Below are 24,941 nucleotides of genomic sequence, written 5' to 3' on the forward strand. Positions count from 1 at the left end.
GAAGCGTCTGGAAAATGCCCGCTGCCCGTCCTGCAAACGCTATCGCATCGGGCGCGGCCCCTGTTCCTGCGGACACAAAAAAGGATAAGTCATGGTCTGGTTGATGGCGGCCCTTGGGCTTGTGATCCTGTTGTTTGCCGGCGATGCGCTGGTGAAGGGCGCGGTGAACCTTGCCCTCAGGGTCGGGATCCCTGCATTGATCGTCAGCCTGACCATTGTTGCTTTTGGCACCTCGGCCCCCGAATTGCTGATCTCGATCCAGGCGGCGATGTCCGGTGTGCCGGGGATCGCGCTGGGCAACGTGGTGGGGTCGAATACGGCGAATATCCTGCTGGTGCTGGGTGTCCCGGCGATGATCGCGGTGATGCACACGGCCGAACATGACACGCGCAAAAGCTTTGTCGTGATGATCGCGGCCTCGGTGCTGTTCATCCTGCTGGCGTTTCGCGGCGTGTTCGACTGGATCGCGGCGCTGATCCTGCTGGGTGCGCTGTCGCTGGCGCTGGCCGACATGTTCCGCGATGCCCGCAACCACAAGATCGCGGCGGCCGTGGCCGAAGGCATGGACGAGGCCGATGACCTTGACGAGCTTGAGGGTGCGGACCCCGACATGCCTTGGTGGAAGATCGTGATGTTCCTTGTGCTGGGCCTGATCGGTCTGCCGCTGGGCGCGGATATCCTTGTGGACAGCGCAACCGTGATCGCGCGCACCTTCGGCATCAGCGAGACGGTGATCGGCCTGACATTGGTGGCGGTCGGCACATCGATGCCGGAACTTGCAACCACGGTCATGGCCGCCATCCGCCGTCAGGCCGATGTGGCGCTTGGCAACGTGATCGGGTCGAACCTGTTCAACCTTCTGGCCATCATCGGGGTGGCTGCGCTGGTCGCGCCGATCCCGGTCGACAGCCAGTTCCTGACCTATGACCTGTGGGTGATGCTGGCGGCCTCGTTGCTGCTGATCCCCTTCGTCTTCCTGCGCCAGAACATCGGGCGCGTCTGGGGTGTCGTCTTGATCCTGTTCTATGTGACCTATGTATCGATGATGTTCATCTGACCCTTTGGGGCAGGCAAAGGGGTAGGGGATCATGCAGAAGATCGCGCTGGTGACCGGAGCGGGCAAACGGCTGGGCCGCGCCATGGCGCTGTACCTTGCGGATCGCGGGTTTGATGTGGCCCTGCATTATTCCGCCTCGAAATCCGAGGCCGAAGAGGTGGGCGCACTGATCCGTGCCAAGGGACGCCGTGCTGTCACCCTGCAGGCCGATCTTCTGGAAGAGGCGGCGACGCAGCGGCTGATCCCCGAGGCGATGCAGACCCTTGGCGGGCCCGTGACCTGCCTGGTCAACAATGCTTCGATCTTCGAATATGACAGCATTGCCAGCGCCACCCGCACCAGCTGGGACCGGCATTTCGAAAGCAACCTGCGGGCGCCCTTCGTTCTGACGCAGGCGATGGCCGCGGCGATCCCCGAAGCGGCGCGGGACGAGGCGGGTGAACCCTTGGCGCGGGGGCTTGTGATCAACATGATCGACCAGCGCGTGCGCAAACTGACGCCTGAGTTCATGACATATACCCTCGCCAAGATGGGTCTTTGGGCCTTGACGCAAACCGCGGCCCAGGCGCTGGCGCCGCGGGTTAGGGTCAATGCGATCGGGCCGGGGCCGACCTTGCAGGGCGCGCGCCAGTCCGACAGGCATTTTGCCGACCAGCGTGCGGCCACGGTTCTGGGCAGGGGGGCGAACCCCGCCGATATCACCGCCGCGCTGGGATATTTCCTGGATGCGCCCGCCGTCACGGGGCAGCTGATCTGCGTCGACGGGGGGCAGCATCTGGGCTGGCAAACCCCTGATGTTCTGGGTGTGGAATAGCTCTTTCACTATCCTTTAGGTGAAGGTTTGACCAAAGACGCGTCAAAGTTTTGCACCGTTCACGCCGTCGTTACGACATCGTTACAAAAACTTTAATGTTTTCAATATTTTGGAACGAGTGAAAATAATTTCTTTAAAAATCAATGGTTTATTTATATGCCTAAAAATTAGGCATCTTAACGAAGCGGGCTGTAACTAAGGAAAATTTCCCGATGCCGAAAACTTATCGGCAGAGTTATCCACAGAAACCGTGGACAGGTTTACCCTTGCCCCTGCCCGACAAAGATTGCAGAGCCCGAAGAAGAATCATACCTCTGACACCATGACCGAAACACCCGCCCAGCCGCTGACCGGACACGCGCTGATCCAGGACTATCTGAAGACGCTCGACGGCTCTCCGGGTGTCTACCGGATGCTGGATGAGCAAAGCCGCGTGCTTTACGTGGGCAAGGCGCGCAACCTGCGCGCGCGGGTGTCGAACTATGCGCGCCCCTCGGGTCATTCGGGGCGGATCGCGCGGATGATCTCGGAAACGGCCGGGATGATGTTCCTCACCACAAGGACCGAGACAGAGGCCCTGCTGCTGGAGCAGAACCTGATCAAGCAGCTCAAGCCGCGCTACAACGTGCTGCTGCGCGACGACAAGAGCTTTCCCAACATCCTGATCACCGGTGATCACGACTTTCCGATGATCACCAAGCATCGCGGCGCGCGCAAGGACAAGGGGCAGTATTTCGGCCCCTTCGCCAGTGCGGGTGCCGTCAACCGCACGCTGAACCAGTTGCAGAAGGTGTTCCTGCTGCGCAACTGCTCGGATGCGATGTACTCAAGCCGGACAAGGCCCTGCCTGCTGCACCAGATCAAGCGGTGTTCGGCGCCTTGTACTGGGCTGATCTCGAAGGCCGACTATGCCGCAACCGTGGCTGATGCCGTGCGTTTTCTCTCGGGTCGCTCCACTGCGGTGCAGGAAACCCTGGCCGCGCAGATGCAGCAGGCCTCGGACGACATGGAGTTCGAACGCGCCGCCGCCCTGCGCGACCGCATTCGCGCGCTGACGCAGGTGCAGACCGTGCAGGGCATCAACCCGCGCGGCGTGGCCGAGGCGGATGTGATCGCGCTGCATATGGAGGGGGGGCAGGCCTGCGTGCAGGTGTTCTTCATCCGGGCCCATCAGAACTGGGGCAATGCCGATTTCTATCCGCGTGTCGGGTCCGATATCGAGGCGCCCGAGGTGCTTGAGGCTTTCATCGGCCAGTTCTACGACACCAAGGAACCGCCCCGGCAGCTGATCCTGTCGCATCCCCTGGAAAACCCCGATCTGATGCAGGACGCGCTGTCGGAACGGCTGGGCCGCAAGGTCGAGATCCTTGTGCCCCAGCGTGGCGAGAAGGCCGAACTTGTCGAAGGGGCCGCGCGCAATGCGCGGGAGTCGCTGGCGCGCAAGATGTCTGAAAGTGCCACCCAGACAAAGCTGCTGGCAGGTCTGGCCGAAGCCTTCGACCTGCCGGGGCCGCCGCAGCGGATCGAGGTCTATGACAACAGCCATATCCAGGGCACCGATGCGGTCGGGGCGATGATCGTTGCGGGGCCGGACGGGTTGATGAAGGGCCAGTACCGCAAGTTCAACATCCGGGGCGATGACCTGACGCCGGGTGACGACTTCGGCATGATGAAAGAGGTTCTGACCCGCCGCTTCAAGCGGTTGCAGAAAGAGGATCCAGACCGCAGCCTGGGCCTGTGGCCCGATCTGCTGCTGATCGACGGCGGCGCCGGTCAGGTCAGTGCGGTGGCACAGATCATGGACGAACACGGCGTGCAGGACATCCCCATGATCGGTGTCGCCAAGGGTATCGACCGTGACGCTGGCAAAGAGGAATTTCACCGTCTGGGAAAGCATCCGTTCGCGCTGCGCCGGAATGATCCCGTGCTCTATTTCGTGCAGCGTCTGCGGGACGAGGCGCATCGCTTTGCCATCGGCACGCACCGCGCCAAACGCAGCAAGGCCGTGGGCGCCACGCCGCTGGATGATGTGCCCGGTGTCGGGGCCAGCCGCAAACGCGCGCTTCTGGCGCATTTTGGCAGCGCCAAGGCGGTCAGCCGCGCTGGCCTTGAGGATCTCAAGGCGGCGCCTGGGATTTCCGTTGCAATGGCCGAAACGATCTATGCCTTCTTCCACGAGAAAGGCTGATATTGCTTTTGCAGGTGTGCGGCTTTGCGTCTTGCCTGAATTGTAGACAGTGCAAGCCAATCAGCATAGAAATCAGGCATAGAAGGTGCCGGCGCATCTGTCCGGACGGTGGGGCGCCCAGCATGCTGGTGCAACCGTCAGGCAATGATGCAGAACTGGCGCTGTTGTCCAACCGGGAGTGACCCATGATCCGTACCACTTTTGCGGCCGCCGCCGCTGCCGTTACACTTGCCACGTCGCTGGCCGCCCAGACCGCGATGCCCTTCGCGCTCGACTGGAAATTCGAGGGACCGGCCGCGCCCTATTTCGTGGCGGTGGACAAGGGCCATTTCGAAGCTGAAGGCCTGTCGGTCGAGATTTCCGAAGGCGCAGGTTCGCTTGACGCGATCCCGAAAGTCGCCACCGGCGCGTTTCCCGTGGGCTTTGCCGATATCAACAGCCTGATGAAATTCCTCGATCAGAACCCCGGTGCGCCGGTCATTGCCGCGATGATGGTCTATGACAAGCCGCCCTTCGCCGTGGTGGGCCGCAAGTCGCTGGGCATCAACGCGCCGGCCGATCTGGCGGGCAAGGTTCTGGGCGCGCCGCCGCCCGATGGCGCATGGGCGCAGTTCCCGATCTTTGCCGCCGAGAACGGTCTCGACATGGCGTCGATCACCGTTGAACCGGTGGGTTTCCCCGTGCGCGAACCGATGCTGGCCGAAGGCAAGGTGGCGTCGGTGACCGGTTTTTCCTTCTCGTCGACGCTGAACCTGATCCGTCTGGGCGTGCCCGAGGATGACATCACCGTTCTGCTGATGGCCGATAACGGCGTGGCGCTTTATGGCAACGCGGTCATCGTGAACACGGATTTCGCCGCCGCCAACCCGCAGGCCGTCACCGGCTTTCTGCGCGCCGTTGCGATGGGCTGGAAAGATGCCATCGCCGATCCCGACATGGCGATCGAGGCGCTGGTCAAGCGCAACCCCGCGGCTGATCCCGCGCTGGAAAAGCGCCGCCTGCAAATGGCCGTGGACGCCAATGTGGTCACCGATTGGGTCAAGGCCAACGGCATGGGCAATATCGACCCGGCCCGGATGGAAACCGCGATTGAGCAGACCAAATCGGTCTACAGCTTCGTGAATGCGCCCGATGCGTCGCTCTATTTCACCGCTGACTACCTGCCCACCGATGGCAGCCTGATGCTGGAGTGATCCACAGGACCCAAGACATGGCGCTTCCCTGTCGGGGGGCGCCTTTTTCCATGTGACGCCTATCAGGATCGTTCCAGCACATGTCGAACCTTATCGAGATCAAGGGCGTGACCCACGCCTATCGCACCAAGGCAGGCCCCCTGCCGGTGCTGGACAATCTGAACGTATCGGTCCCCGAGGGCGAATTCTGCGCCGTGGTCGGCCCGTCGGGTTGCGGCAAATCCACCCTGACACGGCTGGTGGCCGGGCTGATGAAACCTGATCAGGGTGAAGTCTGGCTGCATGGCGAGCGTGTGACATCCCCGCGCAAGACCGTGGGCATGGCGTTTCAGAACCCGGTCCTGCTGGAATGGCGCACGATCCTTGACAACGTGATCCTGCCGCTGGAAATCGTGGCCCCCCGCATGCCGCAGCGTGACCGCGAGGCGCGCGCGATGCACCTGCTGGAAATGGTGGGCCTGAAGGGTTTCGAGGGCAAGCGCCCCTCGGAACTGTCAGGCGGGATGCGCCAGCGTGCTTCGCTCTGCCGGTCCATCGTGCACAAGCCCGATGTGCTGATCATGGATGAACCCTTCGGCGCGCTTGATGCCTTCACGCGCGAGGATCTGTGGCAGACGATGCGCGATCTGCGCGCGGCCGAACCCTTCACCTGCGTTCTGATCACCCATGATCTGCGCGAATCCGTGTTTCTGGGGGATCAGGTGATCGTCCTGTCTGGCCGCCCGGCGCGCACGCAGCATGTGCTGCGGGTGGATCTGCCCGCCGACCGCACCATTGACAGCCTCTATACGCCCGAGGCGGCCGAGATGCTGCATCTGCTACGCGACCAGATCCGGATCGCCCAAGGCCGTGACGGAGAGGTGCACTGATGGAAACCCTGCAGAAAATCGCGGTGCCGACCCTTGCCATTCTGGCCTTCCTTGGGCTTTGGGAATTCATCGTCTGGGTCAATGACTGGCCCAATTACAAGATGGCCTCGCCATCCGACCTGCCGCCTGCCTTTGCGCGCTATTCCAACCTGTTCATCGAAATGGGCTGGCAGACACTCTGGCGGACCGTGGCGGGTCTTGGGCTGGCGGTTCTGTTCGGCACGCTTCTGGGCATGGCGATGGGCTTTTCCCGCATCGCGCGCGATGCGCTTTATCCCTTGCTGGTGGGCTTCAACGCCATTCCCAAGGCCACGCTGGTGCCGGTCATCGCGCTGATCTTCATCGGGCAGCATGACTTCAACACCGTTCTGATGGCCTTCCTGATCTCGTTCTTTCCCATCGCCGTGTCGGTGGGTATCGGTCTGTCCACGCTGGAACCCGAATACCGCGATATCCTGCGCAGCCTCGGGGCGTCGCGGGTCACGATCTTCCGCAAGATCGCCCTGCCCAAGACCCTGCCCGAATTCTTCGGGGCGCTGAAGGTGTCGGTCACGCTCGCTTTCATCGGCACCAACCTGGTCGAGATCGTCTCGCCCCATGGGCGCGGTCTGGGGGCGCTGTTCAAATCCGGTGAGACGAACGGCGATTATCCGCTGATGTTCGCGGTGCTGATCGCGCTCGCCGTGCTGGGGATCGTGCTCTATTACGCTGTCGTCGCGCTCGAGCGGATCTTTGCAGGCTGGGCCGAACGCCCGCAATCCTGACCTGCCGCTTCAACGTTCCCGAAATACTGATCTGCCCTGTCAGCTGTGCGCATTGGTGGCTATCTTATCGCCTTCCCAGTGCGCAAAAGACCCGCTAGGTATGAGGCATGACATGGACCTTGCCGAATATCCTGACCGCTGGACGGTTGCTGGCTGCCCCCGGCGTGGCGGTGATGTTTCTTTATTTCACAAGGCCCTATGCTGACTGGTTCGCGCTGATGCTGTTCGTGACGGCGGCGGTTACCGATTGGTTTGACGGCTATCTTGCGCGTGAGTGGAAGCAGGAAACCAAGATGGGCGCGATGCTGGACCCGATCGCCGACAAGGCGATGGTGGTGATCGCGCTGATGGTGATCGTGGGCTATTCGTCGATGTCGCCCTGGCTGGTGCTTCCGGCAACCGTGATCCTGTTCCGCGAGGTCTTCGTGTCGGGCTTGCGCGAATTCCTGGGCGATGTGGCAGGCACGCTGAAGGTCACGAAACTGGCCAAGTGGAAGACCACCGCCCAGATGGTCGCCATCGCCGTGCTCTTTGCCCAAGGCGTGTTCGAACACTACTTCGGCATGATCATCTATGGCATGGACGAGGCGACGGTACTGGCCGTCATCGAGGGCCGGCAACCGGATCTGCACGGGTTGCGCTGGAAGCTGGAAGGCATGATCTGGTCGGGCAATATCGGCCTGACCCTGCTGTGGATCGCGGCGGCATTGACCTTGATCACCGGGGTGGACTATTTCCGCAAGGCGCAGCCGCTCCTGAAGGAAGACAGATGATCGACATTCTCTATTTCGCCTGGGTCCGTGAACGGATCGGGCTGGCGCGCGAACAGGTCGATACCCAGGCGGCGACGGTCGCCGATCTGGTCGCGGAGCTGCGCGCCCGCGAAGAACGCTATGCCCTGGCCTTTTCGGACCTGTCGGCGCTGCGCGTCGCCGTTGATCAGGATCTGACCGATTTCGACGCGCCGCTTGCCGGCGCGCGCGAGGTTGCGTTCTTCCCACCGATGACGGGCGGCTGAAAAAGGGGGCTGTCATGCGGATCGTGGTTCAGGAAAACCCCTTCGATCTGGGCGCAGAGGCAAATGCCTTTGCATCCGGCCGCACCGACATGGGTGCGATCGTCACGTTTTCCGGCGTTGTGCGTGACGATCCCGCGCATCCGTTGCGCCAGATGGTGATCGAGCATTACCCCGGCATGACGGAAAAGGCGCTGGAAAAGATCGCGGCCGAAGCACAGGCGCGCTGGTCGTTGGGCGATGTTTTGGTGATCCACCGTTTCGGGCCGATGCAGCCGGGCGAGATGATCATGATGGTCGCCACCGCATCGCCGCATCGCCGCGACGCCTTCGAGGCGGCCGAATACCTGATGGACTATCTGAAATCCCGCGCGCCGTTCTGGAAAAAGGAACAGGGTGTCGAGGGGGACGCCTGGGTTGCCGCCAAGGACGAGGATGAAGACGCCCTGACCCGCTGGTAGCGGGTCCGGCTGACGCAAGGTCGTGCTTGGCAAATCGTCCCGCAATCGGTTGACCTGCGGGGGCGTTGCCAAATCTTGCCCGCCGGAGTGCGCATCATGTCCGCCATTGTCGAAGAATTCATCGCGTTCCTTGGTCCGCGCGTGACGGGGCAGCTTCAGGGCACCGCCCGGCTCGAGATCACGGGCGAAGGTGCGCTCATGCTGGATCAGGATGGTGCCCGCCGCGCCGAGGGTGACGAGGCGGCGGACGTGACCCTTGCTGCTGCCGAGCAAGTCTTCCGCAATATCCTGTCGGGCGATCAGAACCCGGCGACCGCCTTCATGATGGGCAAGCTCAAGGTCGACGGCAGCCTGCAACGCGCCCTCAAGGTCAGCGCGATCCTGACCGCCTGAGCAGGCCCTGTCACCGCGACAGGGCGCGGGCCTCGTCCTCGGGGTTCATCGCCGCGTTGGCTCCGATCCCGTTCAGGAAGTCGTCGATCAGGCCGACGGCCATGTCTGATGCGGGCAGGAACATGTTCGACGACCCTTCCGAGACAGCAAGCGCCGTGCGCCAGACATCGGGCTCCGACCGGCAGAGCACGGCGCGGTCCATGTGGCCATCCGCCCCATCCACGGCGATCAGGCGGCACAGGCCGATATCGGTGTCGAAGCTGCCAAGCACGCGGGCCGTGCTGCCATCGGCCAGCATCGTGCTGCCGCCGGTCGTTGTGCCGGTCAGCGCGATGGCCGCGGTTTCCAGCCCTGCGGGAACGGGGGTCATGCTGCGCCCGGTCAGAAAGCCGCCGATCCCCATGGCCAGGGCAAGTGACGCGGCCAGCGCCATCGGCCAGACAGACCATGTCGGCGTGGCTTTGCCCTTTGCGCGCAGCGGTATGACCGTGGCATCCTGCGGCTGTTCCGGGGCGCCGCCCATGGGTGCCGTCAGCACGGTCGAGATCAGGTGATCCGGAACCGGGCCGGGGTCCAAAGCGTCGCGCAAGGCGGCGGCCGTTCCGGTGAACATCGCATAGCGTGCGCTCAACTCCGGGCTGGCCTTGATCTGCGCAAGCAGTTTGCTGGCATCGGGGCCGGTCAATTCGCCATCTGCAAGGGCCATCAGCATGTCATCGCTCACATTCGATTCTGGTTTCTGTGTCATCGGGTTTTCCCCTGGATGTGTCCGGCCGTCTGGCCATCTGGATGGGTCGTCATGTTCAAGGCCTGTGCCAGCGCGATGCGGCCCCGTGACAGACGGCTCATGACCGTGCCCTCGGGAATGCCAAGCGCCTCGGCAACCTCGCGGTAGCGCAGGCCCTCGACGCAGACCAGCATCAGCACGGCGCGCTGATCTTCCGGCAGGGCATCCATCGCCGCGCGGACCTGCGCGAGATAGAGGCGGTTCTCGGTCACGTCGCGCCCGTCCTCACCGATCAGCGGCTGGACGGCGTCCACGTCATCCAGCGTCACCGTACTGCGGCGCGCGCGATGTCCGTCGATCCACGCGTTTCGCATGATCCGGAACATCCAGCTGTCCAGCCGTGTGCCCGGCTGATAGCTGTCGATATTGCGCAAGGCCTTCTCCACGGTCTGCTGAACCAGGTCGTCGGCCTGATCCTGCACCCCCGTCAGACTGCGCCCGAAGGCGCGCAGGCGCGGCAACATCTGTATCATCTCGTTGCGGATTGCTTCGGACACGAACGCGTTTCCCCTTGGTACCAGCGGCGACTGTTAAAAAAAGCTATCGGAAAGAAAACGGCAGGGTGGTGACTTTATTCCCCAAAGGGACAAATAATTGCGAGGGAGCGGGAATAGCAGGCTGATCGCCAGCGTTGTTGTTCCGTGTCATTGTCGCAATACCCGACGGCTTGCAGGGCGGCTCTTGTTTTTGGGGGGCCATGGTCAGGCAGGGTAGGCGGGAAACCGGATCCGTGGTGCAAGGTGCCAGTCCGTTTGTCAAAGGAGCATGAGTGATGCCCGAAAAGAAAACCGTGGCCGGGGCCAAGCAGGGTGCAGACTTGTCGCGGCGCGCCTTGCTGCGGCGGATCGGTCTGGCAGGGACCATCGCCTACACGACACCGGCGCTGACGGCATTGGGCATGGCGCATGCGTCGGGCGGTGACGGCGGCGACGGTGGTGGCGGCGGCGGAAGTGGCGGCGGCGGCAGCGGTGGCGGCGGAAGCGGTGGCGGAAGCGGCGGGGCAAGCGGTGGCGCCAGTGGCGGTGCAAGCGGTGCATCCGGCACCAGTGGACCGTCCGGGGTCTCTCAGTCCATCAACGAAGAGGGCGATGGCGGCGGTCGCGAGGAAATGCTTTTGGCGTTGCCAGCGGGGCAGGGCACGGCCGCGATCGAGGCATTGGGATACCGCGTGCTGGGATCGCGCAACAACCGCACGCTCAACCGGCGTCTGGTCCGGCTTGAATTGCCGGCAGGCCGCAGCGCGGCGCAGGCCCGGGCCGAGCTGACGAACCGCATCCCCGGATCCACGGCGGATGCGAACCATCTTTACACAACTGATGACTTCATGTGCCGGGATGGATCATGCGCGGCCCATGAGATGATCAGCTGGTCGGGGTGGCCCAGTGCCTTCGCCCCCAAGATCGGGATGATCGACACCGGCATCAATGTCGGTCACGAGGCGCTACGGGGACAGAAACTCAAGGTCTTTCAAGCTGACATCGGTGACCGGAACGCCTCGGGGCGCGAACATGGTACGGCGATTGCCGCCCTTCTGCTGGGGCGCATGGACAGCCGCACGCCGGGACTTCTGCCCAATGCCCGGTTGGTCGCGGTGGAAGCATTCCATCGCGGGCGTGGCGGCGATCAGGCCGATGCCTTTTCCCTTGCCACCGCAGTGGACCTGCTGCTGGCAGAAGGTGTCAGCGTCATCAACCTCAGCTTCTCCGGGCCGGAAAACGCCGTCCTGCGCGAGGTGACGGCGCGGGCCGCGTCGCGGTCGGTGGCCCTTGTTGCCGCAGCGGGCAATGGTGGGGCCGGGGCCAAACCGGCCTATCCCGCCGCTTGGCCTCATGTGATCGCGGTCACCGCGGTGGACAGTCGGCAACGCATCTATCGACAGGCAAACCAGGGTCCCTACATCACGCTTTCGGCGCCAGGTGTCGGGATCTGGACAGCCGCCTCGATTTCAGGCGGTCGGCTCAAATCCGGAACATCCTATGCGGCCCCATTCGTGACGGCTGCTCTGGCGGTACAGCGCATGCGAGAGCCGAAAGTCCCGTTGCAACGCAGCATCAAGCATCTGATCGACTGCGCGACGGATCTGGGCAAGGCCGGCTATGACCCGGTTTATGGAAACGGCCTGATTTCGGCACCGGGGTATTGCAAGGGCGAGGCCAGCGAAGTTTTTTCGGTCAGCGGGGAATAGATCATCCCGCTGCGCCGTTTTCACTGCATGCCCGCTTTGTGTTGCGGCATCATGAGTGGAAAGGAATAAAAACATGTCTGAACAGAATTCCAAGACAAGCGTTTCGCGCCGCGCATTGCTGGCGCGCCTCGGCCTTGCCTCGGGCGTGCTCTATGTCGCACCCGTGATGATGCACCTGGGCGCCGCCCATGCATCGGGCGGCTCGGGAGGAGGCTCCGGCGGTGGGGCAGGCGGTTCTGGCGGTGGATCGGGCGGTGGCTCCGGTGGTGGATCCGGCCCCGGCGGATCCGGTTCTTCGGGCGCATCCGGTGCCTCTGGTCCGTCCGGCCCTTCGGGTCCGTCGGGTCCGTCGGGTCCGTCCGGTCCTTCGAGCTCCTCGAGCTCCTCAAGCTCCTCAAGCTCGTCCAGCTCGTCCAGCTCTTCGAGCTCCTCGGGCTCCTCGGGTCCGTCCGGTCCTTCGGGCGCGGGTCGCCGCTGATATGCCGGCCTGCGATAGTGCGCAGGTCAATGCGGAGGCGCGCGATGACCGCGCGCCTCCTTCCGTCGTGCAGCACCTGACATATCCCGGCTTGCGCGGCGCCGTTGTCCTGGAAAATGCGCAAGGTGTTCTTGAAGCCCTCGACGACCTGATGGTTGGCTGGGCGCCTGATGCGGTCGCGATGTCTTTCGCGGACAATGCCGCCGACCTGCCTGACCATGTGTCCAGGGTCCGCGGCAGGAATGCGCGATTCGATCTGCATTCGCCCTGGCTCAGCACGCCGCTGAAAGGGTTGATGGCGGCCAGTGCGGCCTGCGGTGTCGTGGCCGATATCTCGCAGGCGTTCTGCAACCAGCATCGCGGCTGTCTGGGCCTGCATTGCGGGGCGGTCCAGATCAACGGACATCTGATCGTCCTGACCGGCCCCGCGCGGGCAGGCAAAAGCACGCTGATCGCGCGGCTGACCGCCGAGCCGGACATGACCGTGTTCTGCGATGACATCCTGCCGGTTCTGGAGGATGGGCTGGCCTTTGGCCTGGGGCTGGCGCCCCGTCTGCGCCTGCCGCTGCCCGACAGCGTCACGGATGATTTTCGCGCCCATGTGGCGGCCCATATGGGGCCAGCCGATCGGCGCTACGGCTATCTTTGCGGCCCGAACATCGCGCCGCATGGCACGCGGGCCGCGGTCGGGGCCTTCATCGTGCTGGCGCGCGGCACGGATATTCCGGCGCAACTTCACCGCATGGAACCGACCGAAGCGGTCCAGCATCTTGTGCGGCAGAACATCTCTGCCCCCGGCGAGGGAACCGAACATTTCGACCAGGTCACGGGCATGGTCGAGGGGGTTCTCTGCCTCAAGCTGGCCTATTCCGATCTTGAAGAGGCGGTGGCCCTGCTGCGCCGCGCCTTTGCCACGGACCAGCTGGCGCGACTGGGCGCGCCTGTCGCACCGCCCCTTCCCGCCGAGATCGCTGCCGTTGTGCGCCCTCCTGCGGATCTGGCGCAGGGCTACAAGCGCAGCCCGCATGTGGCGGTGCGCGCGGTGCAGGACGATCTGTTCCTGTGGCACGCGACCGAATACAGCTACTTCCACCTCAATCCCGTGGCGCGGGCCATCTGGTCACTGCTGGAAGAGCCGATCAGCGGTCAGGACATTGCCGATTTGCTGGCAGAGGTTTTCACGGACGCCACGCCCGCGCAGATCGCGGCCGATGTGGCGAACCTTCTGGGCGCGTTCGAGGGTAAATCCCTGATCGTCCCGGCAGACTGACGGATGCGGCGCCGCGCAACGGATCAGCGGCTGTTCATCCGCTCGATATAGGCGCGCATTTCCTCGGCCTCGTGGCGGGCTTCCCGCAGACCTTCCATCGTGGCCGACAGCTCGGCTTCGGTCTGGGCCAGCTGATTGCTTAGCTCGGCCTCGCGCTGCTGCATGTAGGTGATCGCCTGGTCGCGCGTTTCCTCGGCCTCGTGCAATTCCTGCGCCATGCGCTCCAATTCGCCGATATCCGCCTTGGACACGCGGGTGAAGCGATGGATCAGCCAGTTGGCGAACCAGCCCAGGCAGAAAGCCACGAACAGGATGACTGCTGTCGCGATGATGAATTCTGTTCTGTTCACTCGCGCGTTCCTTGCGTTGGTGTGTCGTCTGCGCCGGCACCGCTGCCGTCCGTAGCGCTGGCTGCATCCGGCGCGTCGGCTTCATCTGCCGGGGCGGCTGGCTGCTCGCCCTCGGCGTCGATCCCGACCAGGCGGAATTCGATCCGGCGATTGGCCTCGCGGCCCTCTTCGCTGCCATTGTCCGCGATGGGCTGATCCATGCCGTATCCGACGGCGGTGATGGACGAAGTCAGCACGCGGCGTGTGCGCAATTCGTTCAGAACCGCCAGCGCCCGCGCCTCGGACAGGCGCTGGTTCATCACGGCACGGCCCTGGCTGTCGGTATGGCCGCTGATCTCGAGCCTGAGTTCGCCGCATTCCTTCAGGATATCCGCAATGTCATTGATGATTCCGGCCGCCGCGGCATCCGGCGTGTCCGAGCCCGGTTCGAAATTGATCTTGCGGGTCGCCAGGATGGCATTGATCCGGCGGATGCAGTCCTGCGGTGTGGGGAGGGCTGCAACCGGGTCAAGCGTTTCGTCATAGGTGACGTTGATCGTGTATTCCGCGGCCTCGCCCAGCTTCTGCGCCAGCAGGGCTGCTATCTGGGCACTGGCGCGGTCGTTTCCGGTGGTGCCGGTCACGGTCAACTGGTCCGGCGTGACGGTCGTCTGTCCCGAGGTCAGGCGCGACAGGGCCTCGAGCCCGGCAAGAACCCGGACAGTCCAGTCCTGGTTGAGGGTATCGTCACTGCGCACCGAGGATTGCACCACCTCAGAGCCGAAGCGCGCCTGGGCGAAGGTTTCCATGATGGTCCGGCTGGTGGCATCGCCGATCCGGCCGCGCAGCTGTACCTTGCCGTCTTCGGCCAGCAGCGCGGTGAATTCGACCTGCCCCCTGGTTTCGGCAACCTCGGGCGCGGGCAGCACGGCCGTCAGGGCGAAAACCTCGGGCAGGCTGTTTTCCAGCTCGCCCACGACACGGTCGAACAGGGCCTGTTCGGTGCCTTGCGCCGCCATGAGGGTGATGTCGGCATCAGTGAATGTGACCGATCCCGCCCCGATCTCGGCCAGGGCCGCAATGGCCTGCTCTGCGGCGCGCGCCCAGTTCGGCGAGGGCACACCCAGACCGATCGTGCAGATGCCTTTTTCCTCCATCCCCGCCGCACGCGCGGCGGCAAGAATGCGGGTCTGCGCCTCTTCGGTGTCGGCGGAACAGGCGTCAAAGCGCGCCTTGCCGCTGTCGATCAGGAAACGCAGGTTGAACGGCGTGATCACCGGACGCGGTGCCGAGATGTCCAGCGCCAGCCTGACCCCGCTGGGAACCCGGCGCGCCAGGTCCACCTCAAGCTTGCGCCGCTCTTCCGTGCTGTCGGCCATGGCGGTGATGGCGACCCTGTCCGCCGCGATCGAGATTTTCGCCCGCGGCATGGTCTCAAGCGCCTTGATCCCGAAGCTCAGCGCCCTGTCCCAGTTGTCCGGCACCGGATAGTCCGCCGTTTCCAGCAGATCGGTCACAGCCGCACCACCGGCCATCGGGGACAGCTGCGCCATGATGCTGTCCCGGTCGATCGAGGCGGGCACAAGGCCGATCAGGGAAATCCCACCCTCGTTGCGCAGGATCTCGACCGAGAAGCGCGGCGCCTCGATGCCGCCGCTGTCACGGATATCCATCCCGTCGATCACGCGGGCGGCATCGACGATGCCACCCGCAGTCGACAGCGCCTTGAAGCGCAACGCCTCGGACGGGGCGGTGCCGGTCAGCACGACCTGCAGCCCGTTTGCCTGTACCTCGGCCCATGGCAGGTCGTTCTCGTCCAGGGCAAGGCGCACGCCATACTCGGAATTGTCCTCGATCGCCCTGACGGAAAAGTCTGCTGCGACAAGGCTCAGGCCTGCGGCAGCAAGAAATGTCATTGAGACGATGGCGATGGCGGAGAAGCGCATGAAACCCCGATGCGTGGTTCTGTATGTCCCTGTCTTAGGGTGCCGTCGGGCCGGGTGCAATCACACCAGCGCGGCACAGGCGAAAAACAGCACAGGCAAAAGGCCCGCATCCCGGTTGGACCGGAACAGGCGCAGCAGCCCGCCCATGTCATCCGCATCAAAGCGCGCCAGCTGCCAGCGCATGTGCAACAGCATCGCTAGCGCCCCGCCCAGGGCGATCAGGCTGGGCAGGATGTCCGCCCCGACGGCGCGGGTCGCCGCAAGAACGGCAATCACCATCAGGGCCGTCGTGGCATACATGAACCCCGTCAGCCATTGCGGGCTGGCTTCGCCGAACAGCCGCGCGGTGGATTTGACGCCGATCAGCGCGTCATCCTCGGTGTCCTGATGGGCATAGATCGTGTCGTAGAACAGCGTCCAGGCGATCCCGGCCACATAAAGGATCACCGCCGGCCAGCCCAGGCTGCCGGTATGGGCCGTCCAGGCCAGCAAAGCACCCCAGTTGAAGGCCAGCCCCAGAAAGACCTGGGGCCACCAGGTAAAGCGCTTGGCGAATGGATAGACCGCCACCGGCAGCAGCGCGACGATTCCCAGCACGATCGCCGCTGTGTTGAAGGTCAGCAGGATGCCGAAGGCCACCAGCGCCTGGGCGATCATCCAGCCCGCCGCCTGTTTCGCCGTGACCTGCCCCGAAGGGATGGGCCGCGACCTTGTGCGCGCCACCGCCGCGTCGAATTCGCGGTCGGTGATATCGTTCCATGTGCAGCCCGCGCCACGCATCAGAAAAGCCCCTGCCGCGCAGCCCGCGAAGATCCACAGGTCGAACAGCCGCGCCTGCCCGTCATGCAGGATCGCCAGCGTCAGCCCCCACCAGCAGGGCAACAGCAAAAGCCATGTGCCGATGGGCCGGTCCGCCCGGCTCAGGCGCAGATAGGGGCGGGTGGCCGCTGGTGCCAGCCGGTCCACCCAATTGCCGCGCACGGCATCGGAAACCTGTCCTTTGGCCTCTGGCGTCTGGTCCGGCGCGGTCATATTGTCTGCCTCATGACTGATGCGAAAATCCGCCTCTATGTAGACCAACCGCTGGGTGCGGGGCAAACCGTTCCTCTGGACCGCGACAAGGCGCATTACCTGTTCGGGGTCATGCGGCTGTCGGAAGGGGCTGGGGTGCTGCTGTTCAACGGGCGCGACGGCGAATGGCTGGCCCGCGTGACCGAGGCGGGCAAGCGCGGCGGGATGCTGCTCTGCGAGGCGCAGACGCGTCCCTTGCTGATGCCGCCCGACCTGTGGCTCCTGTTTGCCCCGATCAAGAAGGCGCGCACCGATTTCATCGTGGAAAAGGCCGCCGAAATGGGGGCGGCCCGGATCGTGCCGGTGCAGACCGATTTCACCAATGCCGAACGGATCCGGCAGGATCGCCTGCAGGCCCATGCGGTCGAGGCGGCGGAACAATGCGGCGGCACCCATGTCCCCGAAGTGGCGGATCTTGTGAGGCTGGATCGTCTGCTGGCCGACTGGCCTGCGGGGCGGCAGTTGATGTTCTGCGACGAGGGGTTTGCCGATGGCGGTGCCGCCACCGAGCCCGCCCCGGCCCTGCCGGTGCGCACGTCCGGCCAGCCCCCGCAACCCTGGGCGATCCTGATCGGACCCGAGGGCGGCTTTTCCCCAGCCGAACGCACCCGCCTGCATGGGCTGTCCTTCAGCCACCCGGTCAGCCTTGGCCCCCGCATCCTGCGCGCGGACACGGCGGCAGTCGCGGCGCTGACGCTGTGGCAGATGCGGCTGGGTGATTGGGACCTGCCGGCATGAGTTTCCTGCGCCCCGAGGCGCTTGCCCTGTTGCGCCGCTGGCGCGGCGTGCTGGGCGGCACGGCTGTCGCGGCCATCGGCCTGTGGTGGATCGTCACCGGTTTCGGCGTGCTGTCATGGATCGGCTGGGCGGTTCTGGTGGCGGGCCTTGCGTTGGCCTTCACGGGGCTGCAGCGGATCCGTTTTGCCACGGGGCAGGACGGCCCCGGCGTGGTCAGCATCACCGAAGGGCAGGTGGCCTATTTCGGACCGCTGACCGGGGGCGTCGTGGCCCTGTCGGAACTGGTGCGGCTGGACATCGACCATGGGGCGAAACCGGCCCATTGGCGCTTGCACCAACAGGGCCAGCCCCTGCTCGAAATTCCTTTGACCGCACAGAATGCCGCCGCGCTGTTCGATGTCTTTGCATCCCTGCCGGGTCTCAGCACGGAACGGCTGCTGACGCAGATGCGCCCGCGCGTGGCGCAGGTGGCGCACATCGTCGTGATCTGGCAGCGCGACGCGCCGCTTGCGCGATTGACACTGCCGCGCTGACGCGGCACTCCTGCCCACTGAACACACGCGCAAGAGAATTCGGAGAGCCCAGCATGTCCATCCCTCAGTCCGGCGGCGGGCCGATCGAACATCCTTCCCAACTGGCCGAATACCTCGCCTCCGGGTGCAAGCCCAAGGCGGATTGGCGCATCGGGACCGAGCATGAAAAGTTCGGCTACTGCAAGGACAGCCTGCTGCCGATCCCCTACGAGGGGCCGCGCTCGGTGCGGGCTGTGCTGGAAGGGCTGCGCGACGCCCATGGCTGGGCGCCTGTCGAAGAGGCGGGCAAGCTGATCGGCCTTGTCAAGGACGGCGCCAATGTCAGCCTGGAACCGGGGGGGCAGCTGGAACTGTCCGGTGCCGCACTCGACACCATCCACGAGACCTGCGACGAGGTGAACCAGCACCTGCGCGAGGTCAAGGATGTGGCCGACAAGGTCGGTGTCGGCTTTATCGGTCTGGGCGCCGCCCCGATCTGGACGCATGATCAGATGCCGCAGATGCCCAAGGGGCGCTACAAGCTGATGACCTCCTACATGGACCGGGTCGGGACCATGGGCAAATCCATGATGTACCGGACCTGCACGGTGCAGGTGAACCTCGATTTCGCCTCGGAACCGGACATGGTCAAGAAACTCCGCGTGGCCATCGCGCTGCAGCCCGTCGCGACCGCGCTCTTCGCCAACTCGCCCTTCTTCGAGGGCAAGCCCAACGGCCACAAAAGCTGGCGCAGCCGGATCTGGCGCGATCTGGATGCCTCGCGCACCGGCATGCTGCCCTTCGTCTTCGAGGAGGGGTTCGGGTTTGAACGCTATGCGGAATACGCGCTCGATGTGCCGATGTATTTCGTCTATCGCGATGGCAAGTACATCGACGCGCTGGGCATGTCCTTCCGTGACTTCATGGCGGGCAAGCTGCCTGCCCTGCCGGGCGAAACCCCGACCCTCAGCGATTGGGCGGATCACCTGACCACCGCCTTCCCCGAGGCGCGGATCAAGAAATACATGGAAATGCGCGGCGCCGATGGCGGCCCCTGGCGCAGGCTTTGCGCGCTGCCCGCTTTCTGGGTCGGGCTGATGTATGACCAGTCGGCGCTGGACGCGGCCTGGGACATCGCCAAGGGCTGGGATGCCGAAACCCGCGAGGCGCTGCGCGTTGCCGCCAGCGTGGACGGGCTGCAGGCCCGTGTCGGCGACATCAATATGCACGATCTGGCGCGCGAGGTGCTGGCCCTGTCCGAGGCAGGCCTCAAGGCGCGCGCGCGTGCCGGTGCGGGGGGGCTTGTGCCCGACGAAACCCATTTCCTCAATGCACTCAAGGAAAGCATCGAAACCGGCAAGACACCGGCCGATGAACTGCTCGAGAAGTACCAGGGCGAATGGAACGGGGATCTGTCGCGGATCTATTCCGACTACAGCTACTGATCGCGGGTCTCGCGCCGCGCTGCTTCTTCTTGCGCGAAATATCCTCGGGGGGGCGTCGAACAAGGTTCGACGCGGGGGGCAGACAGCCCCCCTCCGGCCCTGCGGTTATTTCTGCCCGATCTTTGGTTCGGTGCCGGCGCGCAGCCGGGTGATGTTCGCGCGGTGCCGCCAGAAGATCAGCAAGGTCAGCAGCGCCCCCAGGACAAGCGCGTGACCTTGGCCCAGCAGCACCATCCAGAATGTCGACAGCGCGGCTGCGGCAAGCGCCGCCAGCGATGAGGTGCGGCTTGCCGCTGCGGCGACCAGCCATGTGGCGCAGACGGCCAGGCCCACGGGCCAGGCCAGCGCTAGCACCAGGCCGATATAGGTCGCAACACCCTTGCCGCCCTTGAAGCGCAGCCAGACCGGGTAGCAATGGCCCAGCATGGCCGCCAGTCCGGCGATCTGTGCCGCATCCTCACCGGCCATGGCACGGGCCAGCAGCACCGCGAAAGCCCCCTTGCCGCCGTCAAGCAGCAGGGTCAGGGCGGCCGCCGTCTTGCTGCCGGTGCGCAGCACATTGGTCGCGCCGATATTGCCCGATCCGATGTCGCGCAGGTTGCCAAGGCCCATGACGCGGGTCAGCACCATCCCGAAAGGGACCGATCCCAGCAGATAGCCGATCACGGCCCAAAGCAGCAGCAGTGCGGCGGTTGTCTCGATCAGGGGCATCACAACTCTCCGAAGACGCAGGCGCCGTTCACGAATGTGCCGCGCACCTTGCCTTGCAGGCGCGCACCGTCAAAGGGCGTGTTCTTGGATTTCGACCGCAGCGCGAAACGGTCCAGCACGAAAGGCGCATCGGGATCGAACAGCACCAGGTCCGCAGGTGCGCCGACAGCCATCCGCCCCTGGGGCAGGCCCAGCCGTTTGGCCGGGTTCAGCGACAGGGCGCGGAACAGCTGCGGCAGGGTCAGGTCACCCGCATGGTGCAGGCGCAGGGCCGCGGGCAGCAGCGTTTCCAGACCCACGGCGCCGGATGCGGCCTCTTCGAAGGGCAGGCGCTTGCTTTCCTCGTCCTGCGGCGTGTGCATCGAGCTGATCGTGTCGATCAGCCCGTCGCGCAGGGCCTCGACGACGGCCAGGCGGTCATCCTCGGCGCGCAGGGGCGGCTTGACCTTGAAGAAGGTGCGGTAATCGGCCAGGTCCAGCTCGTTCAGGGTCAGATGGTGGATCGAGGTGCCGGCGGTGATGTCCAGCCCGTTGCGCTTGGCGCGCATCAGGGCGGGCAGGGCGCGGGCGGTGGTGACCTGGTCGGCGTGATAGCGCGCGCCGGTCATCTCCAGCAATGCGATGTCGCGGTCCAGACCCATGCGTTCGGCCATGGGCGACACGGCGGGCAGGCCACGCAGGCTGGCGAACTTGCCGCTGGTGGCACAGGCCCCGTCCGACAGGCCGGGGTCCTGCGGATGCCCGATCACCAGCGCGCCAAGGCTGCGGGCATAGGTCAGCGCGCGCGACAGCACCTTGGTATTGCGCACCACGTGGTCGCAATCGGTGAAGGCCACGGCGCCTGCGTCCATCAGGAAACCGATCTCGGTCATCTCGCGGCCCTCGCGGCCCTTTGTCAGGGCTGCCATGGGCAGGACGCGCACGGGGGCGGCTTCGTTCGCGCGGCGGGTGACGAATTCCAGCGTCTCGGGGCTGTCGATGGCGGGGGTGGTGTCGGGGCGGGTCACCATGGTGGTCACGCCGCCTGCGGCGGCGGCCAGACCGGCGGAGCGGAAACTTTCCTTGTGCCGCTCGCCGGGTTCGCAGACCTTCACGCCGATATCGACGATGCCGGGTGCCAGACAGGCGCCGCGACCGTCAATCACATGGGCGCCTTCGGGTATCGCCACCTCGGCACCAAGGGCCGCGATCTGGCCGTCACGGATCAGCAGCGATCCGGGCGTCACGGTGCCCGCTTCGGGATCGATCAGCCGGACATTGTGGAATAGCGTGGTGGTCATGCGGCCCCCCGGTCTGTGGCGTCAGCGCCGTCTTACCCTGCACCGTTCCTCCGGTCCAGCGGGATAACAGGGCCGCCCCTTGGGCATGTCCCATGATGGGACAAAAGACGGACCAAGCGTTTTCAATGGGTTGGCGGTGCGGTTTATGAAAATTTTAACGGTTGGGGATGGTTTGGCAGGTCTGGTGACCCGTTCCGGCGTCCTGCGCCGCACAGCCATCGTGCATCGAAGGGCGGCGGGGCGTGAAAAATGAACCTGAAGCACATCATTATGCAAGGGTGATCCGCCTTGCGATCTTGTCCTGAGCATGCGGCGGAGTGCGGACAGACATGTCCAAGATTTTGAAAAAATCTTGTGTTTCGACGTCAAAAAAAAACCCTATTGATTGAGTATTAAAATTTTTTCCTCCATTGGAAGAGCATGAAGTCATTGATCAATCGCCGTTCTGTCTTTCTTTTTCTCGCAATCTGCCTCGCGGGTCTTGCGCTTGTCGTGACGCCTGAACGATTGGCCTCTTTCGGCATCATGGATTCGTCGCTGACGTCAGATAACCCGCTGACGCGCCAGTCAGCCTTGAGGCTCATTCTTTTCGCCCGTATCGGCCTTGCGGTTTGCGGCATGCTTCTGGCCACCCTGGCACTGGCTGCCCCGAGGATCGAAGCATCTGCGTTCTTTCAGCGCTGCATCCGCGAAGGATCGACGTTTCCGAAATATTACGAGCAACAACAACGCAGGGTTTTCCATGGTACGGCGCTTGTCGCCCTGACAAGCTTGGTTGCTGCAAGCCTTTATATCTGGCTGGGCAGTCGCTTTGGCAGCCAAACGCAGGGTTTGGTCAGCCAGGAGGACGGGTTCATCGAATGGACCTCCGCGCTGCTGCTTCTTGCTGCCTGTCTGACCGCATTGCGCGTCGCCAGCAGAATGCCCGACAAGGCGCATGCCGGGATGCATTTGTTTCTGGGCGTTCTGTTTTTCGTGATGCTGGGGGAAGAGATCAGCTGGGGGCAGAGGTTATTGGGCTTTTCGACGCCGGATACACTGGCGCAGATCAATGTCCAGGGTGAAACGAATCTCCATAATTCCTTTGGCTATCTTTTCGATCACCTGTTCATTCTGGGATTCTTCGTCTGGGGTTGTGTTCTGCCTTTGCTCTATTGGTTCGAGCCGGTCTGGTGCTGGGTGCAGAGCCGCCTCGGGATTCCCATCCCCAGCGCTGGCCTGAGCCTTGCCATGTTGGGGATAACCCTCTTTCAAGAACAGGTCACCGACAGCCTGTTCGGCGTCATCCCCGGTTTCCGGGTGCCCGAACTCAGAGAGTTGCTGTCGGCGCTGTGCTTCGGGCTGATGATGATCGAGTCGCGCGCGCTGACTGCGGACAAATCGTAAGGATCGCACGACCCTTGCAGGCCTTTCCGGGCAAGGCATGGCGTGTTGCCTGCCTCAGCCCGTGGCCCCTGCCATGGCCCGTTCCAGTCGTGCACGGGCGGCCGCGCCGTCGGACTGGTACTTGATCAGGTGCTTGTCGCCCCCGTGCGTCACGATCTGCACGGCTGATCCCAGCTTGTTCACCGCCTTGATCCCGCGCAGGGACACCGCACGGCCGCCGGGTCCCAGAAGGCGCCGGTCGGTCAGATCCCAGCGCACCCCCAGTTCGTCCGAGGCGACATAGCCCGCGCGGATCGCGATCGCGGCAAGGCCGCCCACGGCACCTGTCCAGACATGAGGGTTTCCGATCACCCAGAGGATCGCCATGCCAAGGCCCATGGCCCCGGCCGCCATCCAGGCGTGATCGCGCCAATAGGTGGCCCGGTCGGCGCGGAAGCTGTGCAGAACGGTTTCGCCATCCGCCAATGGCGCGGTCGGGGTCAGCGCATGGGATTGGGCGCTGTCCATCACCCGGCCATCCAGACGACAAGGCCCGTCAGCACGAAAAGCACCAGCAAGGCGACCATCGCGATCCGGCCCGACATGGCGGCATCCGAGACGGGTTTGCGCCCGCCCGAGAGGGGCGCGCCCTTCGCGCCACCCGTGGGCAGCGGGTCGAAGGTCACCGGGGGGCGTTCCTCGGTGAAGAGGCCCAGAAAGGTCAGCCTGTCCGATGGCGCAATCTGCGCCGCCTGTCCGCCAAAGGCCCCGGCCAGCAGGATCACGACCTTGCCACCTTCGTTTTCCAGCAGCGCGCGATGTGCGGCGATCTCCGCGGCGGGGATGCCAAGCCCCTCTTCCATGTAGCCGGTCAGCCCGATGTCACCCAGTTGCGCCACATCGAAAACCTCGACATGGCTTTCGTCCAGGTGATCGACGCCAAGTTCGGCCAGCAAGGGCCAGTGCAGCTTGCCTTCGGCATCCGGCCGCCGTTCCGTCATGCGGGCGATCTCGGCCTCGGTGCCGCGCAGGCCGAAGATGCGCACGGTGCCGAATTCGGCGTCGCGGACATGCAGCGGATCGGTCATACCATCACACCGGCCGTGCTGCGCGCCGCGCGCAGGTTGCGCGCCAGAAGGTCCATCGCCGCCATGCGGACGGCCACGCCCATTTCCACCTGTTCCTGGATGACCGAACGGTTGATGTCATCGGCCAGCGTGCCGTCGATCTCGACCCCGCGATTCATCGGGCCGGGGTGCATGACGATCGCGTCGGGCTTCGCATGGGCCAGCTTTTCGGCATCCAGCCCGAATCGGTGGTAATACTCGCGCTCGGACGGGATGAAGCCGCCGTCCATCCGTTCCTTCTGCAGCCGCAGCATCATGACCACATCCACGTCCTGCAGGCCTGCGCGCATGTCCTCATGGACCTCGACCCCGAAATCGCCGATGCCCGCCGGCATCAGGGTGGGCGGGCCGATCAGGCGGATGCGGTTCTCCATCTTGCCCAGAAGCAGGATATTCGAGCGGGCCACGCGGCTGTGGGCGATGTCGCCGCAGATCGCGATGTTCAGCCGGTGCAGGCGGCCCTTGGCGCGGCGGATCGTCAGCGCGTCCAGCAGGGCCTGCGTGGGGTGTTCGTGCCGCCCGTCGCCTGCGTTCAGCACGGCGCAATTGACCTTCTGCGCCAGCAGGTCGACCGCGCCGGAATGCGGATGGCGCACCACCAGCAGGTCGGGATGCATCGCGTTCAGGGTCATCGCCGTGTCGATCAGCGTCTCGCCCTTCTTGATGGACGAGGCCTGCATCGACATGTTCATCACATCCGCGCCCAGCCGCTTGCCCGCCAGTTCGAAACTGGCCTGTGTGCGGGTCGAGGCCTCGAAGAACATGTTGATCTGGGTCAGGCCCGCCAGCACATCGCCATGTTTCACATCGCGCCGGTTCAGGGCGACATATTGATCCGCAAGGTCCAGAATCGTGGTGATTTCCTGCGGGGCCAGCGGTTCGATCCCCAGCAGATGTCTTTGGGCGAAACTCATGCGGGCCTCCTTGGGTTCATGGCCTGCTT

Annotated in this window: 26 protein-coding genes; 16 read left to right on the plus strand and 10 right to left on the minus strand. The window is 64.4% G+C overall.

Translation table 11 applies throughout. The features are described from left to right. Positions 1–91 precede the first annotated feature (91 nt). The 10 genes from ACMUJL_RS14560 to ACMUJL_RS14605 all read left to right on the plus strand — a co-directional run bounded on the left by ACMUJL_RS14560 (position 92) and on the right by ACMUJL_RS14605 (position 8,754). On the plus strand, positions 92–1,057 hold the full coding sequence (locus ACMUJL_RS14560) for a calcium/sodium antiporter (RefSeq protein WP_068286215.1): 966 nt from the start codon (positions 92–94) through the stop codon (positions 1,055–1,057). Positions 1,058–1,088: 31 nt separating this feature from the next. Next, entirely contained in the window at positions 1,089–1,871 is a 783-nt protein-coding gene (locus ACMUJL_RS14565) for an SDR family oxidoreductase (RefSeq protein WP_068286213.1), read from the plus strand. A 322-nt stretch (positions 1,872–2,193) separates the two neighbouring features. Beyond that, complete coding sequence (gene uvrC / locus ACMUJL_RS14570; protein WP_375573231.1) at positions 2,194–4,059, plus strand: excinuclease ABC subunit UvrC; 1,866 nt, start codon at positions 2,194–2,196, stop codon at positions 4,057–4,059. A 185-nt stretch (positions 4,060–4,244) separates the two neighbouring features. After that, complete coding sequence (locus tag ACMUJL_RS14575) at positions 4,245–5,252, plus strand: ABC transporter substrate-binding protein (protein WP_068286210.1); 1,008 nt, start codon at positions 4,245–4,247, stop codon at positions 5,250–5,252. Between the two features lie 80 nt (positions 5,253–5,332). After that, entirely contained in the window at positions 5,333–6,121 is a 789-nt protein-coding gene (locus ACMUJL_RS14580; RefSeq protein WP_068286208.1) for an ABC transporter ATP-binding protein, read from the plus strand. After that, positions 6,121–6,885 (plus strand): ABC transporter permease, encoded by a 765-nt coding sequence (locus tag ACMUJL_RS14585; protein ID WP_068286206.1) that lies wholly within the window; start codon positions 6,121–6,123, stop codon positions 6,883–6,885. The genes ACMUJL_RS14580 and ACMUJL_RS14585 overlap by 1 nt, the downstream gene beginning before the upstream one ends. Positions 6,886–6,992: 107 nt before the next feature. Beyond that, positions 6,993–7,658: a CDP-diacylglycerol--glycerol-3-phosphate 3-phosphatidyltransferase gene (gene pgsA / locus ACMUJL_RS14590; protein WP_068286204.1), complete on the plus strand. Its 666-nt coding sequence runs from the start codon at positions 6,993–6,995 to the stop codon at positions 7,656–7,658. Continuing rightward, positions 7,655–7,903: a molybdopterin converting factor subunit 1 gene (gene moaD, locus ACMUJL_RS14595; protein WP_068286201.1), complete on the plus strand. Its 249-nt coding sequence runs from the start codon at positions 7,655–7,657 to the stop codon at positions 7,901–7,903. Before pgsA ends, moaD begins: the two co-directional genes overlap by 4 nt. Positions 7,904–7,917: 14 nt before the next feature. Next, positions 7,918–8,361: a molybdenum cofactor biosynthesis protein MoaE gene (locus tag ACMUJL_RS14600; protein WP_375573227.1), complete on the plus strand. Its 444-nt coding sequence runs from the start codon at positions 7,918–7,920 to the stop codon at positions 8,359–8,361. A 96-nt stretch (positions 8,362–8,457) separates the two neighbouring features. After that, positions 8,458–8,754: an SCP2 sterol-binding domain-containing protein gene (locus tag ACMUJL_RS14605; protein WP_068286197.1), complete on the plus strand. Its 297-nt coding sequence runs from the start codon at positions 8,458–8,460 to the stop codon at positions 8,752–8,754. A gap of 10 nt (positions 8,755–8,764) precedes the next feature. Here the strand turns inward: ACMUJL_RS14605 and ACMUJL_RS14610 are convergent, their stop codons facing one another. Together ACMUJL_RS14610 and ACMUJL_RS14615 are read right to left on the minus strand one after the other, a co-directional pair. Beyond that, complete coding sequence (locus ACMUJL_RS14610; RefSeq protein ID WP_375573225.1) at positions 8,765–9,502, minus strand: anti-sigma factor family protein; 738 nt, start codon at positions 9,500–9,502, stop codon at positions 8,765–8,767. Next, positions 9,499–10,038 (minus strand): RNA polymerase sigma factor, encoded by a 540-nt coding sequence (locus ACMUJL_RS14615; RefSeq protein ID WP_375573223.1) that lies wholly within the window; start codon positions 10,036–10,038, stop codon positions 9,499–9,501. The genes ACMUJL_RS14610 and ACMUJL_RS14615 overlap by 4 nt, the downstream gene beginning before the upstream one ends. Positions 10,039–10,313: 275 nt before the next feature. Between ACMUJL_RS14615 and ACMUJL_RS14620 the strand changes: the two genes are divergently transcribed. Beyond that, complete coding sequence (locus ACMUJL_RS14620; protein WP_068286193.1) at positions 10,314–11,726, plus strand: S8 family serine peptidase; 1,413 nt, start codon at positions 10,314–10,316, stop codon at positions 11,724–11,726. A gap of 545 nt (positions 11,727–12,271) precedes the next feature. Beyond that, positions 12,272–13,474: a PqqD family peptide modification chaperone gene (locus tag ACMUJL_RS14625; protein ID WP_416914324.1), complete on the plus strand. Its 1,203-nt coding sequence runs from the start codon at positions 12,272–12,274 to the stop codon at positions 13,472–13,474. 23 nt (positions 13,475–13,497) lie between these two features. Here the strand turns inward: ACMUJL_RS14625 and ACMUJL_RS14630 are convergent, their stop codons facing one another. From ACMUJL_RS14630 to ubiA, 3 genes are read right to left on the minus strand one after another with little or no spacing between them, the layout of a single operon-like run. After that, the gene (locus ACMUJL_RS14630; protein WP_068286188.1) at positions 13,498–13,824 is read right to left on the minus strand and encodes a hypothetical protein; all 327 of its coding nucleotides are present in this window, start codon (positions 13,822–13,824) and stop codon (positions 13,498–13,500) included. After that, positions 13,821–15,749, minus strand: coding sequence for an OmpA family protein (locus ACMUJL_RS14635; protein ID WP_375573216.1), 1,929 nt, complete (start codon positions 15,747–15,749; stop codon positions 13,821–13,823). Before ACMUJL_RS14635 ends, ACMUJL_RS14630 begins: the two co-directional genes overlap by 4 nt. Before the next feature lie 60 nt (positions 15,750–15,809). Continuing rightward, positions 15,810–16,781, minus strand: coding sequence for a 4-hydroxybenzoate octaprenyltransferase (ubiA, locus tag ACMUJL_RS14640; protein ID WP_068286183.1), 972 nt, complete (start codon positions 16,779–16,781; stop codon positions 15,810–15,812). A gap of 12 nt (positions 16,782–16,793) precedes the next feature. On the opposite strand from ubiA, the gene ACMUJL_RS14645 reads away from it, so the two are divergent. Genes ACMUJL_RS14645 through ACMUJL_RS14655 form a run of 3 tightly spaced genes read left to right on the plus strand, consistent with a single transcriptional unit; the run spans position 16,794 to position 19,515 of the window. Beyond that, complete coding sequence (locus tag ACMUJL_RS14645; RefSeq protein WP_375573214.1) at positions 16,794–17,558, plus strand: 16S rRNA (uracil(1498)-N(3))-methyltransferase; 765 nt, start codon at positions 16,794–16,796, stop codon at positions 17,556–17,558. After that, positions 17,555–18,091 carry a hypothetical protein gene (locus ACMUJL_RS14650; protein ID WP_375573212.1) on the plus strand — a complete coding sequence of 179 codons (537 nt, stop codon included), beginning with the start codon at positions 17,555–17,557 and terminating at the stop codon, positions 18,089–18,091. Before ACMUJL_RS14645 ends, ACMUJL_RS14650 begins: the two co-directional genes overlap by 4 nt. Before the next feature lie 53 nt (positions 18,092–18,144). Next, positions 18,145–19,515, plus strand: coding sequence for a glutamate--cysteine ligase (locus ACMUJL_RS14655; protein ID WP_416914325.1), 1,371 nt, complete (start codon positions 18,145–18,147; stop codon positions 19,513–19,515). A gap of 105 nt (positions 19,516–19,620) precedes the next feature. Here the strand turns inward: ACMUJL_RS14655 and plsY are convergent, their stop codons facing one another. Both plsY and pyrC read right to left on the minus strand, forming a co-directional pair. Next, entirely contained in the window at positions 19,621–20,226 is a 606-nt protein-coding gene (gene plsY, locus ACMUJL_RS14660) for a glycerol-3-phosphate 1-O-acyltransferase PlsY (protein WP_068286174.1), read from the minus strand. After that, on the minus strand, positions 20,226–21,506 hold the full coding sequence (pyrC, locus tag ACMUJL_RS14665) for a dihydroorotase (protein WP_068286172.1): 1,281 nt from the start codon (positions 21,504–21,506) through the stop codon (positions 20,226–20,228). The genes plsY and pyrC overlap by 1 nt, the downstream gene beginning before the upstream one ends. A gap of 420 nt (positions 21,507–21,926) precedes the next feature. Between pyrC and ACMUJL_RS14670 the strand changes: the two genes are divergently transcribed. Next, complete coding sequence (locus ACMUJL_RS14670) at positions 21,927–22,892, plus strand: hypothetical protein (protein WP_375573209.1); 966 nt, start codon at positions 21,927–21,929, stop codon at positions 22,890–22,892. A gap of 54 nt (positions 22,893–22,946) precedes the next feature. On the opposite strand, the gene ACMUJL_RS14675 is transcribed toward ACMUJL_RS14670, so the two are convergent. Genes ACMUJL_RS14675 through ACMUJL_RS14685 form a run of 3 tightly spaced genes read right to left on the minus strand, consistent with a single transcriptional unit; the run spans position 22,947 to position 24,912 of the window. Continuing rightward, positions 22,947–23,399 carry a hypothetical protein gene (locus ACMUJL_RS14675; protein ID WP_068286169.1) on the minus strand — a complete coding sequence of 151 codons (453 nt, stop codon included), beginning with the start codon at positions 23,397–23,399 and terminating at the stop codon, positions 22,947–22,949. Continuing rightward, positions 23,399–23,959 (minus strand): hypothetical protein, encoded by a 561-nt coding sequence (locus ACMUJL_RS14680; protein ID WP_375573207.1) that lies wholly within the window; start codon positions 23,957–23,959, stop codon positions 23,399–23,401. The genes ACMUJL_RS14675 and ACMUJL_RS14680 overlap by 1 nt, the downstream gene beginning before the upstream one ends. Next, positions 23,956–24,912 carry an aspartate carbamoyltransferase catalytic subunit gene (locus ACMUJL_RS14685; protein WP_068286164.1) on the minus strand — a complete coding sequence of 319 codons (957 nt, stop codon included), beginning with the start codon at positions 24,910–24,912 and terminating at the stop codon, positions 23,956–23,958. The genes ACMUJL_RS14680 and ACMUJL_RS14685 overlap by 4 nt, the downstream gene beginning before the upstream one ends. Between the last annotated feature and the right edge of the window lie 29 nt (positions 24,913–24,941).

The sequence above is a fragment of the Seohaeicola sp. genome, assembly GCF_048006315.1.
Lineage (GTDB): Bacteria > Pseudomonadota > Alphaproteobacteria > Rhodobacterales > Rhodobacteraceae > Seohaeicola.

What these genes read in the sequence shown, in the direction of transcription:
- ACMUJL_RS14560 (WP_068286215.1), top strand. Translation starts at nt 92, where the DNA reads ATGGTCTGGTTGATGGCGGCCCTTGGGCTTGTGATCCTGTTGTTTGCC.
- ACMUJL_RS14565 (WP_068286213.1), top strand. Translation starts at nt 1,089, where the DNA reads ATGCAGAAGATCGCGCTGGTGACCGGAGCGGGCAAACGGCTGGGCCGC.
- uvrC (WP_375573231.1), top strand. Translation starts at nt 2,194, where the DNA reads ATGACCGAAACACCCGCCCAGCCGCTGACCGGACACGCGCTGATCCAG.
- ACMUJL_RS14575 (WP_068286210.1), top strand. Translation starts at nt 4,245, where the DNA reads ATGATCCGTACCACTTTTGCGGCCGCCGCCGCTGCCGTTACACTTGCC.
- ACMUJL_RS14580 (WP_068286208.1), top strand. Translation starts at nt 5,333, where the DNA reads ATGTCGAACCTTATCGAGATCAAGGGCGTGACCCACGCCTATCGCACC.
- ACMUJL_RS14585 (WP_068286206.1), top strand. Translation starts at nt 6,121, where the DNA reads ATGGAAACCCTGCAGAAAATCGCGGTGCCGACCCTTGCCATTCTGGCC.
- pgsA (WP_068286204.1), top strand. Translation starts at nt 6,993, where the DNA reads ATGACATGGACCTTGCCGAATATCCTGACCGCTGGACGGTTGCTGGCT.
- moaD (WP_068286201.1), top strand. Translation starts at nt 7,655, where the DNA reads ATGATCGACATTCTCTATTTCGCCTGGGTCCGTGAACGGATCGGGCTG.
- ACMUJL_RS14600 (WP_375573227.1), top strand. Translation starts at nt 7,918, where the DNA reads ATGCGGATCGTGGTTCAGGAAAACCCCTTCGATCTGGGCGCAGAGGCA.
- ACMUJL_RS14605 (WP_068286197.1), top strand. Translation starts at nt 8,458, where the DNA reads ATGTCCGCCATTGTCGAAGAATTCATCGCGTTCCTTGGTCCGCGCGTG.
- ACMUJL_RS14610 (WP_375573225.1), bottom strand. Translation starts at nt 9,502, where the DNA reads ATGACACAGAAACCAGAATCGAATGTGAGCGATGACATGCTGATGGCC.
- ACMUJL_RS14620 (WP_068286193.1), top strand. Translation starts at nt 10,314, where the DNA reads ATGCCCGAAAAGAAAACCGTGGCCGGGGCCAAGCAGGGTGCAGACTTG.
- ACMUJL_RS14635 (WP_375573216.1), bottom strand. Translation starts at nt 15,749, where the DNA reads ATGCGCTTCTCCGCCATCGCCATCGTCTCAATGACATTTCTTGCTGCC.
- ubiA (WP_068286183.1), bottom strand. Translation starts at nt 16,781, where the DNA reads ATGACCGCGCCGGACCAGACGCCAGAGGCCAAAGGACAGGTTTCCGAT.
- ACMUJL_RS14645 (WP_375573214.1), top strand. Translation starts at nt 16,794, where the DNA reads ATGACTGATGCGAAAATCCGCCTCTATGTAGACCAACCGCTGGGTGCG.
- ACMUJL_RS14650 (WP_375573212.1), top strand. Translation starts at nt 17,555, where the DNA reads ATGAGTTTCCTGCGCCCCGAGGCGCTTGCCCTGTTGCGCCGCTGGCGC.
- ACMUJL_RS14655 (WP_416914325.1), top strand. Translation starts at nt 18,145, where the DNA reads ATGTCCATCCCTCAGTCCGGCGGCGGGCCGATCGAACATCCTTCCCAA.
- plsY (WP_068286174.1), bottom strand. Translation starts at nt 20,226, where the DNA reads ATGCCCCTGATCGAGACAACCGCCGCACTGCTGCTGCTTTGGGCCGTG.
- pyrC (WP_068286172.1), bottom strand. Translation starts at nt 21,506, where the DNA reads ATGACCACCACGCTATTCCACAATGTCCGGCTGATCGATCCCGAAGCG.
- ACMUJL_RS14670 (WP_375573209.1), top strand. Translation starts at nt 21,927, where the DNA reads ATGAAGTCATTGATCAATCGCCGTTCTGTCTTTCTTTTTCTCGCAATC.
- ACMUJL_RS14675 (WP_068286169.1), bottom strand. Translation starts at nt 23,399, where the DNA reads ATGGACAGCGCCCAATCCCATGCGCTGACCCCGACCGCGCCATTGGCG.
- ACMUJL_RS14680 (WP_375573207.1), bottom strand. Translation starts at nt 23,959, where the DNA reads ATGACCGATCCGCTGCATGTCCGCGACGCCGAATTCGGCACCGTGCGC.
- ACMUJL_RS14685 (WP_068286164.1), bottom strand. Translation starts at nt 24,912, where the DNA reads ATGAGTTTCGCCCAAAGACATCTGCTGGGGATCGAACCGCTGGCCCCG.